The sequence below is a fragment of the Streptomyces roseoverticillatus genome (genome assembly GCF_000719265.1).
GTDB classification, from domain to species: domain Bacteria; phylum Actinomycetota; class Actinomycetes; order Streptomycetales; family Streptomycetaceae; genus Streptomyces; species Streptomyces roseoverticillatus.
The window spans coordinates 143,642-157,483 of record NZ_JOFL01000009.1 but is presented as its reverse complement, the minus strand read 5'-3'; the positions used below and the strand labels follow the sequence as shown (position 1 = coordinate 157,483).

Below are 13,842 nucleotides of genomic sequence, written 5' to 3'. Positions count from 1 at the left end.
ACCGGCGAAAGTCTCCTGGTCAGTGCGCCTGCCGCACCGGGTGGCTCCCTGGTGTCCGGCGGCGCTTCGACGGCCGTCCTTACGCGGAACCTTCCGGCACCTGCGCGCCGCCGGCGGGGCTCGGCCCGGCGGCCGTGGTGGGGAAGGCCGGGGCGGCATCGCGGTCGGGCGCGAGCGGGTCGGTCACCGTGCCGGACTCCTCATCGAGCAGCCCCTGCGCCAGCCTGGTCACCGCAGCGGGGACCGGCGGCGCCAGGTCGGCCGTAGCGCGGAGACCGGACAGGACGTCGTCGGGTCGAACGGCGGGTGTGGCATGCCGAACAACCAGCCGCAGTATCGCACAGGGACCGTCGCCGGGCCTATCGGCCGCGGCGTCCCGCGCCTCGAGCCGGACCACGGCGCCACGTGCGTCGAAGGTCCGCAACCCATTTTTGGTGCGGCGCTGGACGTCCACCTGCCCGGCCGCGAGGAACGCCGCCACGGCGCGCTCGGCGTCCGCGGGCTCCACGCCGTCCAGCCGCAGCTCCCAGACGGAGGCCTCCAGCCGCTCGGCGAAGGAGGACGTCCGTGCCTCGACGGCGTCCGTGATGTCCAGCCCGGCGGGCAGGGACTCGTCGAGCAGCTTGCGCAGCTGTTCGACCTCGCGGACCTCGGCGAGCTGGATCTCCAGGTACTCGGCCTCGCTGCCCGTGCCGGTGGGTGCGGCATTGGCGTACGACACCTTCGGGTGCGGGGTGAACCCCGCCGAGTAGGCCATGGGGACCTCGGCCCGGCGCAGGGCCCGCTCGAAGGCGCGCTGGAAATCACGGTGGCTGGTGAACCGGAGGCGGCCGCGCTTGGTGTAGCGCAGGCGGATGCGCTGCACCGCGGGTGCGGGCGGCGGGCCTTCGGGCTGTCGCTTGCCCAGTGGTCTGATTCCTTCGTGAGTGCGGTCGTACTGCTACCTAGAGTACGTGCCGCGGGGGCCCTGCCAACCCGGCAGGGCCCCCGCTCGAACAAACGTTCCTACTTGACGACGGAGAGCGGAAGCAGCTTCTTCCCCGTCGGGCCGATCTGGATGGACGTGTCCATCTGCGGGCAGACGCCGCAGTCGAAGCACGGCGTCCAGCGGCAGTCCTCGACCTCGGTCTCGTCGAGCGCGTCCTGCCAGTCCTCCCAGAGCCAGTCCTTGTCGAGACCGGAGTCCAGGTGGTCCCAGGGCAGGACCTCCTCGTACGTGCGCTCGCGCGTCGTGTACCAGGCGACGTCCACGCCCTGCTCGGGCAGCGTCCGCTCGGCGCACTTCATCCAGCGGTCGTAACTGAAGTGCTCGCGCCAGCCGTCGAAGCGGCCGCCGTCCTCGTACACGGCGCGGATGACGGAGCCGATGCGGCGGTCACCGCGCGAGAGCAGGCCCTCGACGATGCCGGGCTTGCCGTCGTGGTAGCGGAAGCCGATCGAGCGGCCGTACTTCTTGTCGCCGCGGATCTTGTCGCGCAGCTTCGCCAGGCGGGCGTCCGTCTCCTCGGCGGAGAGCTGCGGGGCCCACTGGAACGGCGTGTGCGGCTTGGGCACGAAGCCGCCGATGGAGACGGTGCAGCGGATGTCGTTGGAGCCAGAGACCTCGCGGCCCTTGGCGATCACGTTGACCGCCATGTCGCCGATCTGGAGGACGTCCTCGTCGGTCTCGGTCGGCAGGCCGCACATGAAGTACAGCTTCACCTGGCGCCAGCCGTTGCCGTACGCCGTGGAGACGGTGCGGATCAGGTCCTCTTCCGAGACCATCTTGTTGATGACCTTGCGCATGCGCTCGGAGCCGCCCTCGGGGGCGAACGTCAGACCGGAGCGGCGGCCGTTGCGCGTGAGCTCGTTGGCGAGGTCGACGTTGAAGGCGTCCACGCGGGTGGACGGGAGGGACAGACCGATCTTGTCCTCCTCGTACCGGTCCGCCAGGCCCTTCGCGATGTCACCGATCTCGGTGTGGTCGGCGGAGGACAGCGACAGGAGGCCGACCTCCTCGAAGCCGGTCGCCTTGAGACCCTTGTCGACCATCTCGCCGATGCCGGTGATGCTTCGCTCCCGCACGGGGCGCGTGATCATGCCGGCCTGGCAGAAGCGGCAGCCGCGGGTGCAGCCGCGGAAGATCTCGACGGACATGCGCTCGTGGACGGTCTCCGCGAGCGGCACGAGCGGCTGCTTCGGGTACGGCCACTCGTCCAGGTCCATGACGGTGTGCTTGGACACGCGCCACGGCACGCCGGACTTGTTGGGCACGACGCGGCCGATGCGGCCGTCCGGCAGGTACTCGACGTCGTAGAACGCCGGGACGTACACACCGCCCGTCTTCGCGAGCCGGAACAGCAGTTCCTCGCGGCCGCCCGGGCGGCCCTCGGCCTTCCAGGCCCGGATGATCTCGGTGATCTCCAGGACGGCCTGCTCGCCGTCGCCGATGACCGCGCAGTCGATGAAGTCCGCGATCGGCTCGGGGTTGAAGGCCGCGTGGCCGCCCGCGAGGACGATCGGGTCGTCGATCGTGCGGTCCTTGGACTCCAGCGGGATGCCCGCGAGGTCCAGGGCCGTGAGCATGTTGGTGTAGCCCAGCTCGGTGGAGAAGCTCAGACCGAAGACGTCGAACGCCTTGACCGGCCGGTGGCTGTCCACGGTGAACTGCGGGACCTCGTGCTCGCGCATGAGCTCCTCGAGGTCCGGCCACACGCTGTACGTGCGCTCGGCGAGGACGCCCTCCCGCTCGTTGAGGACCTCGTACAGGATCATGACGCCCTGGTTGGGCAGGCCGACCTCGTACGCGTCCGGGTACATCAGGGCCCAGCGGACGTCGCACTCGTCCCAGGGCTTGACGGTGGAGTTCAGCTCGCCACCGACGTACTGAATGGGCTTCTGCACGTGCGGGAGGAGAGCTTCGAGGCGCGGGAAGACCGACTCGACAGGCATCGCAATGTCTCTCATGAGCGGAAGGGGGTGACCCTCAAGGGTAACGTGCCCGCGGAGCGGCCCCTCACGGTCGCAGATCGGCCCGGTACCGCTTGCGGGACGCCTCGCGCCACACCTCCGGCAGCTCCCGCTCGTACCGGGCCGCGCTCTGTTCCTCGCGCCCGTACAGCAGCCCCAGTGTGAACGTGCTCTCCCCCGCCGCGTGGGACCGGACGGCGAGCGCGCGCAGGGCGGACCGGGTCATGACGCTGTCCTGATGGTCGCCGAGGAGCGTCTGGACGTCCTTCATGCGGGACGTGAAGCGCTTGGCGGGCTTGCCGAGGGCCGGCCGAGCGGCCTCGGCGGCGTAGCGGGCGCGCTTGGCCGCCTTGCGAGCCTCGTGGAGGGCGGTGTCGCGCGCGGTCCCGGGGCCGGTTTCCAGGGCCTTCTCGACGCGGCCCGCCAGCCGCTCGTAGTCGTGCAGGACGGCCCCGGCCAGGACCTCCGGCGCGGGCAGGGCGGCGGCCCGCCGCAGCGGCGGGCCGGCGAGGAGGGCGTCGAGCGCGTCGAGGAGGGCGAGGTAGCGCTCGCCGTCGAGGAGGGCGAGGACGCGCTTGCGGGAGCCCCTGGCACGGCCCGCGGCGTAGATCCGCAGCCGGGCGCGGACGGGCCCGAGGGCGAGCGTGCCCGGCAGCCCGGCGAGGCTGTCCTTCAGACGGGCGGTGACGACCTCGCGGTCCCGGTCCGCGCCGAGCTCCTCGGCGAGCCACTTCAGTTCCGCGCCGAGCGGGTCGGTGACCTTGCGGTCCAGGACGTCGCCGTACGAGCGGAAGACGCTGCGCAGGCGGCGCGTGGCGACGCGCATCTGGTGGACGGAGTCCTCGGCGTCGCGGCGGACGGCGGTGTCGTAGGCGAGGAGGGCGTCGGTCTGCTGCCGTACGTAGGCGAGGACGTGGTCGCCGGCGGTGGCGGGCCCGCGGTCCGTTTCCGTCTTCTTCTCTGCCGCCTTCTTCTCTTCCGCCTTCTTCTTGCCGGCCGTCTCCTGCAGCGCCCTGGCCAGCTTCGACGGCGCGTCGGAGGGGTGCAGGCCCTCCTTGCGGAGGCGCTTCTCGACGGCGTCGAGGAAGGCGGGGTCGGTGCCGCCGCCGAGTTCGACCTCGAACTCGGTCCAGCGGGCGCTGCGGCCGCCGTCGCCGAGCCGGTCGGCCCTGACCTTGTCGGCGCTGGCCTCGGCGAGGAGCGTGCCCTGTGCGTCGAGGAGCCGGCTGATCGTGCGGCGGGAGCGGATGCGGACGAGGGGCACGAGCGGGACGTGCCGGACGCGGGCCCGGACGAGGGCGGCGAGGGCCCGCGGCACGTCCGGCGAGAGGGGCGCCCGGATCTCGTCCCGCACGCCCGGGGCGACGGGGAGCTTGAGGTGCCAGCCCTCGTCGGAGCCCCCGGTGCGGCGGCGCAGGGTGATGCCGGCCGCGGCGAGGCGCCGGTCCGCGGTGTCGTAGTAGACGGCGTCGAGTTTGTGCGGTCCCTCGCCGGTGACGGCCGCGACGCCGGCGACCCGGCTCAGGTCGGGCAGCGAGGCCGCTGCCGCGGGGGTGTCGGCTTCGTACTTCCGCTCGACCTCGCGCAGAGTGTCCGCCATAAGGCGAATGTAGTGCGCTTGTGCCCCAGGGGGCAGCCCTTTTCACGCCGCGGGCGGGTCCGGCACCGCCGGTCCACGACGTGGTGGTTGCTCACTGCTGCGGCGGAAGAAACATCGCGGCCGTGCCGTTGCGGCGCGAAGAACAAGCCCGCCGCCACGGCGGGCAACCCCCCGCGGCGAGCGTCCGGTGGAATGTCCGGCCACCCGGGCCGACGCGCCCCGGGCCGGTTCTACGCCGAAACCGGTCGCTGGACCTTGATCGACTGCAGGAGTCCGATCGCGATCCACGCCGCGAACATCGACGACCCCCCGTACGACACGAACGGCAGCGGCAGCCCCGTGACCGGCATGATCCCCAGCGTCATGCCGATGTTCTCGAACGACTGGAAGGCGAACCAGGCGATGATCCCGGCCGCCACGATCGTCCCGTAGAGCTCGGTGGTCTCGCGGGCGATCCGGCACGCGCGCCAGATGACGACGCCGACGAGGAAGATGATCGCGCCCGCCCCGACGAAGCCGAGCTCCTCGCCGGCGACGGTGAAGATGAAGTCGGTCTGCTGCTCGGGCACGAACTGGCCGGTGGTCTGGGAGCCGTGGAAGAGGCCGGAGCCGAGGAGGCCGCCGGAGCCGATGGCGATGCGGGCCTGGTTGGTGTTGTAGCCGACGCCGGAGGGGTCGAGCGCGGGGTTGGCGAAGGCGGCGAAGCGGTTGATCTGGTACTCGTCGAGGACGCCGAGCTGCCAGATGAGGATGCAGCCGAGGACGCCGGTGCCGAGCAGGCCGGCGACCCAGCGGTTGGACGCGCCGGAGGCCAGGAGCACGGCGAGGACGATGACGACGAGGACCATCACGGAGCCGAGGTCGGGCATCAGCAGGATGACGGCGATCGGCAGGGCGGCGAGGCCGAGGGCCTCGACGACGGTGCGGTGGTCGGGGTGGAGCCGCTCGCCGGCGTCGACCTTGGCGGAGAGCAGCATCGCCATGCCCAGCGCGATGGTGATCTTGGTGAATTCGGAGGGCTGCAGGGAGAAGCCGCCGCCGAGCTGGATCCAGGACCTGGCGCCGTTGATGGTGGCGCCGAGCGGGGTGAGGACGGCGACGGTGAGCAGGACGGAGATGACGTAGAGGATGGGGACGGCGCCGCGCAGGGCGCGGTGGCCGACCCAGACGGCGCCGACGGCCAGGCCCAGGCCGATGCCGGTGTTGAGGATGTTGCGGAGCAGGAAGTAGTACGGGTCGCCCTGGTTGAGCTCGGTGCGGTTGCGCGTGGCCGAGTAGACGAGGAGGGTGCCGATGCCGGAGAGGGCGAGGGCGGCCCAGACCATCACCCAGTCGAGGCGGCGCATGACGGAGTCGCGGGCGGTCAGCCGGCCCCAGGCGGAGCGCTCGGGGCTGTAGCGGCGGGCGCGGTAACCGCCGGTGGTGGTCACGAGTCCTGCTCTTCCTTCCGGGCCGAGGGGCTGGGCGGGGCCGGCTCGATGGGCTGGGCCTCGATGGTGCCGTCCTTCTCGATCTTCGGCAGCCCGGTCTCCGGGTGGGGCAGGAGCGCCTTCTTGGCGTCGATCTTGCCCTTCTCGTCGACTCCGTAGAGGGCGTTGTAGATGTTGCGCACGGCGGGGCCGGAGGCGCCGGAGCCGGTGCCGCCCTGGGAGATCGTCATGACGACGGCGTAGTCGCCGGTGTAGGTGGCGAACCAGGAGGTGGTCTGCTTGCCGTAGACCTCGGCGGTGCCGGTCTTGGCGTGCATCGGGATCTCCTTCTGGGGCCATCCCTCGAAGCGCCAGGCGGCGGTGCCCTGGGTGGCCACGCCGGCGAGGGCGCCGTCGATCTGGTCGCGCGTCCTCTTGTCGAACGGCAGCTTGCCGTGGGACTGGGGCGCGATCTCGTGGACGGTGCGGCCGTCGGGGCTGATGACGGCCTTGCCGACGGTGGGGTTCCAGAGGGTGCCGCCGTTGCTGACGCCGGCGTAGATGGTGGCCATCTGCAGGGGGGTGACAAGGGTGTCGCCCTGGCCGATGGAGTAGTTGACGGAGTCACCGGCGCGCATGCGCATGCCGGACTCGCAGTTCTCCTTGGCGATCTGGCCGGCGTAGCTGGTGTCGGTCTTGCCCTGCTTGCACCAGGAGTCCTTGTTGGCCTCCCAGTAGTTCTTCTTCCACTCGCGGTCGGGGACGCGGCCGGTGACCTCGTTGGGGAGGTCGATGCCGGTCTCCTTGCCGAGGCCGAACTCGTGCGCGGTCTTGTAGAACCAGTCGGCGGGGTGCTTGGGGTTGTTGCCGCCGTCCTTCTGCCACTGGCGGTAGGCCAGGTCGTAGAAGACGGTGTCGCAGGAGACCTCCAGGGCGCGGCCGAGGTTGATGGGGCCGTATCCCTTGGACTCGAAGTTCTTGAAGACCTGGTTGCCGATGCTGTACGAGGCCGAGCAGTTGTAGTTGTCGTTGAAGCCGTAGCCGGCGTTGACGGCGGCGGTGGCGGAGATGACCTTGAAGATCGAGCCGGGGGCGGCCTGGCCCTGGATGGCGCGGTTGAGCAGCGGGAAGCCGGAGTCCTTGCCGGTGAGGTTCTGGTAGTCCTTGGCGGAGATGCCGCCGACCCAGGCGTTGGGGTCGTAGGTGGGGTTGGAGGCCATGGCGACGACGCGGCCGGTCTTGGCCTCCATGACGACGACGGCACCGGCGTCGGCCTTGTAGTTGGTGCCGGTGTTCTTGTCGACCTCCTTGCGGGCGTCCTTCATCGCCTGGTCCAGCTCGCGTTCCGCTATGGCCTGCACGCGGGCGTCGATGCTGGTGACGAGGTTGGCGCCGGGGACGGCCTTGTCGCTCTTGGCCTTGCCGATGACGCGGCCGAGGTTGTCGACCTCGTAGCGGGTGACGCCTGCCTTGCCGCGCAGCTGGGAGTCGTACTGGCGCTCCAGGCCGGAGCGGCCCACCTGGTCGGAGCGCAGCAGCGGGGAGCGTCCGGCTTTGGCCTTGGTGATCTCCTCGTCGGTGACGGGCGAGAGGTAGCCGAGGACCTGGGCGGTGTTGGAGCCGCCGGGGCCGGCGTAGCGGCGGACGGCGGTGGGTTCGGCGGTGATGCCGGGGAAGTCCTCGGCGCGCTCGCGGATCTGCAGGGCCTGCTGGGTGGTGGCCTCGTCGGTGATGGGGATGGGCTGGTAGGGCGAGCCGGCCCAGCAGGGCTTGGGGGTCTTGGCGTCGCAGAGCCGGACCTTGGCGGCGACGTCCTCGGGCTTCATGTTCAGCACGCCGGCGAGGCGGGCGAGGACGGTGCGGCCGCGGTCCTTCATCTTCATCAGGTCGGTGCGGCTCGCGGAGACGACGAGGCGGGTCTCGTTGTCGGCGAGGGGGACGCCGCGGGCGTCCAGTATCGAGCCGCGGGTGGCGGGGGCGACGACCTGCTGGATGTGGTTGTCGGCGGCTTCGGCGGTGTACTCGTCGCCGTTGCGGATCTGGAGGTACCAGAGCCTGCCGGCGAGGGTGAGGAGGAGGGAGAAGACGAGGATCTGGATGACGATGAGGCGGATGGTGACGCGCGAGGTCCGCCCCGAGTCGGGAAGGTTGGTCACAGTGCCCCCTTCGCTTCTCCGCCCGCACGGCGCAGAGGTGCGGGCACCGTGATCGGGTGCGGCCCGGCGGCCGCGCCGTCGAAAGGCGTGGCGCGAAGGGTCTCGTGCAGGGTGGCGGTGGGAGACGGGCGGGCGCTCACAGCCGCTTCATCCCCTTGAGGCGGCCGGGCCGGCGCATCCCCATGCGCATGCCCGTGCGCTGGCCGCTGACGCGGCTCGTGCGCGATCCCCCCATCGTGCTGGGCCCGTCGGCGGTCAGCGGGTCGTTCTGGACGCGCCTGGCCATGGCCATGACGAGCGGGACGACGAAGGGCGCGAGCAGCAGGTCGTAGAGGGCCGCGGTGAAGACGAGGCTGGTGAGGCCGACGTTGCGGGCGGCGGTGTCGCCGACGAGGGAGCCGACGCCCGCGTAGAGCAGCGTGGAGCCGACGGCCGCGGCCACGACGACGAGCATGGGCACGGTGGCGGAGCGCAGCTTGCCCGTCTCGGGCCGGACGAGGCCGACGAGGTAGCCGACGACGGACAGCACGAGGGCGTACCGGCCGGTGGCGTGGTCGGCGGGCGGGGCCAGGTCGGCCAGCAGACCGGCGGCGAAGCCGACGACGGCGCCGTTGGTGTGGCCGTGGACGAGGGCGAGCCCGACCACGACGAGGAGGAGTGGATCGGGGACGGCGCCCGGCAGGTGGAGCCGTGCCAGGACGGTGACCTGCACGACGAGGGCGACCACCACGAGCGCGGTCGAGAGCAGGATCCGGTTGAGGCGCATCGGTCAGTCCTCGGGTTTGGCGCTCGCGGAGGGCGTGACCGTGACGGTCACGGTGGGCGTGGGCTTGGGCGCTTCCGGCTTGGGCGGCAGCACGGTGTCGCGGGGGTCGGTGCGCGGGGGTTCGACGACGACGCCGACGATGTCGAGCTTGCTGTAGCCGACGAAGGGGCGGACCTGGAGGGTGCGGGTGAGGCTGCCGCCGGCGGGCTCGACGCGGGTGACCTCGCCGACGGGGACGCCGGGCACGAACGGCTTGTCGCGGCTGGAGCCGAAGGTGACGAGCCGGTCGCCGGGCTGGACGGCCGCCTTGCCGTTGAGCAGTTCGACGCGCAGGACGCCGGCGCCCTGGCCGTTGGCGAAGCCGAGCTCGCCGCTCTTCTCCATGCGGGTGCCGACGGTGAACTTGGGGTCGTTGGCGAGCAGCACGGTCGCGGTGTCGCGGGCGACGGTGGTGACGCGGCCGACGAGGCCGTCGCCGTTGAGGACGGTCATGTCGCGCTTGATGCCGTCGCGGCTGCCGGCGTCGATGGTGACGGTCCAGGAGAAGCCCTGGGCCGCGCCTATGGCGATGACCTGGGCGCCCTTGATGCCGTACTGGCCGCGGCCGGCGGTCTTGAGCATGGCGTCGAGCTCGGCGGCCCGGCCGCGGTTGCGGTCGTCGCTGCCGAGCCGCTGCTTGAGGCTGGTGTTCTCGCGCTCCAGGGCGCTGATGCGGTTGTGCCGCTCGTCGGAGTCACGCACGGCCGCCACGGCGTTGCCGACGGGGTCGACCGCGGAGGCGACGCCCTTCTCGACGGGCCCGAAGACGGAGGCCGCCGCGTGCCGGACGCCGTCGAGCGGGGACCGCTCACCGCCACGGATGTCGACCGTGATCAGTGCGAAGGCGATGGCGACCAGCAGCACCAGCAGCAGCCGGCTCTCTCGTGTGTCCCTCACGTGCGGCGGCGTGCCCTTCTCGTAGGACCGGCGGGCTGCGGGGCGGGCCGGTCATCCGGAGCGTTGTGCCTGTATATCAGGTTGTTTCCCGGCAGCGGTGGTACGCCGGGTGGCTTTGGCACCGCCCCCTGCCAAGGGGGTGGCGCCGGTCCCCCGCCGGGTGGAACGCGCCGGGCGTGGCCCCCCGGGCGACGTCCCGGAGCGGTGCTCCGAGGCGGCGCCACGGCGCCGGAGCGCCGCTCTCCGGCCGAGGCCCCGGCGCACCCGCCCGAAGGGGCGAGCGCGTCAGCGCCGCGGCTGCGCGTCGAGGACCTGCTGGAGGGCCTCGAACTCCTCGACGCACTTGCCGGAGCCCAGCGCGACGGAGTCCAGCGGGTCCTCGGCGATGTGGATCGGCATGCCGGTCTCCCGGCGCAGCCGCTCGTCGAGGCCGCGCAGGAGGGCGCCGCCGCCTGTGAGAACGATGCCGCGGTCCATGACGTCACCCGAGAGCTCGGGCGGGCACTTGTCGAGGGTGGTCTTGACGGCGTCGACGATGGAGTTGACCGGCTCCTCGATGGCCTTGCGGACCTCGGCGGCGGAGATGACGACGGTCTTGGGCAGGCCGCTGACCAGGTCCCGGCCGCGGATCTCGGTGTGCTCGTCCTGCTCCAGGTCGTAGGCCGAGCCGATGGTGATCTTGATCTGTTCGGCGGTGCGCTCACCGAGGAGGAGGCTGTACTCCTTCTTGATGTGCTGGATGATCGCGTTGTCGAGCTCGTCGCCGGCGACGCGGATGGACTGGGCGGTGACGATGCCGCCGAGGGAGATGACCGCGACCTCGGTGGTGCCGCCGCCGATGTCGACGACCATATTGCCGGTGGCCTCGTGGACGGGGAGGCCGGAGCCGATGGCGGCGGCCATGGGCTCCTCGATGATGTGCACCTGGCGGGCGCCGGCCTGGGTGGACGCCTCGATGACGGCGCGCCGCTCGACGCCGGTGATGCCGGAGGGCACGCAGACCACGACGCGGGGCCGGGCCATCCAGCGCCGCTTGTGGATCTTGAGGATGAAGTAGCGGAGCATGCGCTCGGTGATCTCGAAGTCGGCGATCACGCCGTCCTTCAGCGGCCGGACCGCGACGATGTTGCCCGGGGTGCGGCCGATCATCTTCTTCGCCTCGGCACCCACCGCGAGGATGCCGCCGGTGTTGGTGTTGATGGCGACGACGGATGGCTCGTTGAGGACGATTCCGCGGCCTCTGACGTACACCAGCGTGTTGGCGGTCCCGAGGTCGACAGCCATGTCACGGCCGATGAACGACATGTTGTTCCCCATGAGGATACGTCTGGCCTTCCCAGCTGGAGTGAGCGATTGCTTACTTGAGGTCGGCAGGTGTGCGGTGCGCGGCGGGCGCGGAAGCTCTCATCGTAGTCTCGACCGGTCGAACACGGTGCGAGGGTTCCTCCGCCATTGTCGGCGGAAGTGGAGCTTCCCCTAGTAATGGTGACGTCGTGTCGGAGTGAGAGGTTCCCTCGTTCGCCACGCATATGCCAGGGGCGACCGAAATAAAATCGGTCGCCCCTGATCGGAAAGGCTCCGGGCCTGATGCGCTATCAGGCGAGACCGGGAAAGAAAATCTTGATTTCCCGCTCGGCCGACTCCTCGGAGTCCGAGGCGTGGATGAGGTTCTCGCGCGTGATGGTGCCGAAGTCACCACGGATGGATCCCGGGGCGGCCGAAATCGGGTCCGTCGGGCCGGCCAGGGCGCGCACGCCCGGGATGACGCGCTCGCCCTCGACGACCATGGCGACGACGGGGCCGGAGGACATGAAGCCCATCAGCGGCTCGTAGAAGTCCCGGCCCTCGTGCTCGGCGTAGTGCTGCGCGAGGGTGTCGCGGTCGAGGGTGCGCAGCTCCAGCGCGCTGATCGTCCATCCGGCCTTGCGCTCGATGCGGGCGATGACCTCGCCGACCAGCTGACGCCGGACGCAGTCGGGCTTGAGAAGGACGAGGGTGCGCTGGCTCATACTGCGGCTCCTTGCGGACGATCGAGTCTGGTGGGCCAGAGGGTACAGGGGCGCGGCGGACGCGCGGCACCCGGACCGGGGCCGGGCGGCGGCCGGCCGGCGCCCGGGCTACGCGGCGTCGGCCGCCTCGGCCGCGAAGCGGGCCTTCGCCTCGTCGATCTTCCGGCCGAAGTGCACCGACGCCCACCACAGGCCGCCGAAGACCACCCCGAGGATGAACATCATCGGGACGATGAAGCCGCTCAGGACCAGCCCGAACTGCAGCAGCCAGCCCAGCTGGACGCCGCCCGGGCGGGTGAGCATGCCGCACAGCAGCACGCTCAGGGCCATCGCGGTGCCGCTGACGGCCCACACCGTGCCCGTCGACAGGTCGGACATCTGCATGGCGACCAGACCGGCGAATCCGATGACGAAGAATTCACCGATCAGAGTGCTGGCGCACAGCGTTCTCATGATCAGCCCTTTCCGAGGAGCAGCCGGGCCTCGCCGACCGTGATCACCGAGCCGGTCACCAGGACGCCCGCGCCGGAGAACTCGGACTCCTCCTCCGCGAGGGTGATCGCGGCCTCCAGGGCGTCGTCCAGCCGGGGCTCGACCTGGACGCGCTCGGCGCCGAAGACCTCGACGGCGACGGCCGCGAGCTCGTCGGGGTCCATGGAGCGCGGGGTGGAGTTGCGGGTGACGACGACCTCGGCGAAGACCGGCTCGAAGGCCTCCAGCAGGCCGCGGACGTCCTTGTCGGCGCTGGCGCCGACGACGCCGATGAGCCGGCTGAAGCCGAACGCCTCGGTGATCGCCTCGGCCGTGACCTGCGCACCGGCCGGGTTGTGCGCGGCGTCCAGCACGACGGTGGGGCTGCGGCGCACGACCTCCAGCCGGCCCGGGGAGCTGACCTGCGCGAAGGCGCGGCGGACGGTATCGATGTCGAGCGTGCGGGCGTGCTGCGCGCCGATGCCGAAGAAAGCCTCGACGGCGGCCAGGGCGACCGCGGCGTTGTGCGCCTGGTGGGCGCCGTAGAGCGGCAGGAAGAGCTCGGGGTACTCGCCGCCGAGGCCGCGCAGCGTCAGCAGCTGGCCGCCGACGGCGACCTCGCGGGAGACGACGCCGAACTCCATGCCCTCGCGGGCCACGGTGGCGTCGACGTCGACCGCGCGCTTGAGCAGCACCTGCGCCGCGTCCACCGGCTGCTGGGCGAGGACGACGGTGGCGTCCTGCTTGACGACGCCGGCCTTCTCGCCGGCGATGTCACCGGTGGTGGCGCCGAGGCGGTCGGTGTGGTCGAGCGAGATGGGGGTGACGACGGCGACGGAGGCGTCCACCACGTTCGTCGCGTCCCAGGTGCCGCCCATGCCGACCTCGACGACGGCCACATCGACCGGGGCGTCGGCGAAGGCCGCGTAGGCCATACCCGTCATGACCTCGAAGAAGGACAGACGGTAGTCCTCGCGGTCGTCGACCATCTCCACGTACGGCTTGATGTCCTGGTACGTCTCGATGAAGCGCTCGGCGGAGATCGGGGCGCCGTCGAGGCTGATGCGCTCGGTGATCGACTGGACGTGCGGGCTGGTGTACCGGCCGGTGCGCAGATCGAAGGCGCCCAGCAGCGACTCGATCATGCGGGCCGTGCTGGTCTTGCCGTTGGTGCCGGTGATGTGGATCGCGGGGTAGGCGCGCTGCGGCTGCCCCAGGATGTCCATCAGGGCCTCGATGCGGACCAGCGAGGGGTCGAGCTTGGTCTCGCCCCAGCGGCCGGCGAGCTCGGTCTCGACCTCGCGCAGCGCGCGGTCGGTCTCGGGGTCCTCGGGCCGGGCGGGGATGTCGCCCTGCGGCGGCCCGGCCTGGGCGCGCAGGGTCCGGCTGCCGGCCTCGATGACGGCGAGGTCGGGGTCGCGGTCGGTCTCGGCATCGACAATGTCCTCGAAACGGTCATTGTCGTCGGGGCCGGTGCTGCCGTTGTCGTCGTTCAGGGGGCGCTCGCTCACGCGGACCAGTCTACGGAGGGGGTACGACAGCGCGG

At 71.3% G+C, this 13,842-nt stretch carries 11 protein-coding genes; all 11 read right to left on the bottom strand.

Translation table 11 applies throughout. The annotated features are described in order from the left end of the window. Positions 1-79 precede the first annotated feature (79 nt). Entirely contained in the window at positions 80-865 is a 786-nt protein-coding gene (locus IF61_RS0113020) for a TIGR03936 family radical SAM-associated protein (protein WP_030366501.1), read from the bottom strand. A 140-nt stretch (positions 866-1,005) separates the two neighbouring features. Next, on the bottom strand, positions 1,006-2,931 hold the full coding sequence (locus IF61_RS0113015; protein ID WP_030366500.1) for a TIGR03960 family B12-binding radical SAM protein: 1,926 nt from the start codon (positions 2,929-2,931) through the stop codon (positions 1,006-1,008). A 64-nt stretch (positions 2,932-2,995) separates the two neighbouring features. Then, positions 2,996-4,549: a CYTH and CHAD domain-containing protein gene (locus IF61_RS0113010; RefSeq protein WP_030366499.1), complete on the bottom strand. Its 1,554-nt coding sequence runs from the start codon at positions 4,547-4,549 to the stop codon at positions 2,996-2,998. A 230-nt stretch (positions 4,550-4,779) separates the two neighbouring features. Then, positions 4,780-5,979 carry a rod shape-determining protein RodA gene (gene rodA / locus IF61_RS0113005; protein WP_030366498.1) on the bottom strand — a complete coding sequence of 400 codons (1,200 nt, stop codon included), beginning with the start codon at positions 5,977-5,979 and terminating at the stop codon, positions 4,780-4,782. Continuing rightward, positions 5,976-8,114 carry a penicillin-binding protein 2 gene (gene mrdA, locus IF61_RS0113000; RefSeq protein ID WP_030366497.1) on the bottom strand — a complete coding sequence of 713 codons (2,139 nt, stop codon included), beginning with the start codon at positions 8,112-8,114 and terminating at the stop codon, positions 5,976-5,978. The genes rodA and mrdA overlap by 4 nt, the downstream gene beginning before the upstream one ends. Positions 8,115-8,250: 136 nt before the next feature. After that, entirely contained in the window at positions 8,251-8,880 is a 630-nt protein-coding gene (gene mreD, locus IF61_RS0112995; RefSeq protein ID WP_030366496.1) for a rod shape-determining protein MreD, read from the bottom strand. Positions 8,881-8,883: 3 nt separating this feature from the next. Continuing rightward, positions 8,884-9,816 (bottom strand): rod shape-determining protein MreC, encoded by a 933-nt coding sequence (gene mreC, locus IF61_RS0112990; RefSeq protein WP_030366495.1) that lies wholly within the window; start codon positions 9,814-9,816, stop codon positions 8,884-8,886. 285 nt (positions 9,817-10,101) lie between these two features. After that, positions 10,102-11,121: a rod shape-determining protein gene (locus IF61_RS0112985; RefSeq protein ID WP_004950903.1), complete on the bottom strand. Its 1,020-nt coding sequence runs from the start codon at positions 11,119-11,121 to the stop codon at positions 10,102-10,104. A gap of 290 nt (positions 11,122-11,411) precedes the next feature. Continuing rightward, on the bottom strand, positions 11,412-11,825 hold the full coding sequence (gene ndk / locus IF61_RS0112980) for a nucleoside-diphosphate kinase (protein ID WP_030366494.1): 414 nt from the start codon (positions 11,823-11,825) through the stop codon (positions 11,412-11,414). A gap of 108 nt (positions 11,826-11,933) precedes the next feature. Further along, positions 11,934-12,278: a DUF4233 domain-containing protein gene (locus tag IF61_RS0112975; RefSeq protein ID WP_030366493.1), complete on the bottom strand. Its 345-nt coding sequence runs from the start codon at positions 12,276-12,278 to the stop codon at positions 11,934-11,936. Positions 12,279-12,280: 2 nt separating this feature from the next. Next, complete coding sequence (gene folC / locus IF61_RS0112970; RefSeq protein WP_030366492.1) at positions 12,281-13,807, bottom strand: bifunctional tetrahydrofolate synthase/dihydrofolate synthase; 1,527 nt, start codon at positions 13,805-13,807, stop codon at positions 12,281-12,283. Positions 13,808-13,842: the final 35 nt, after the last annotated feature.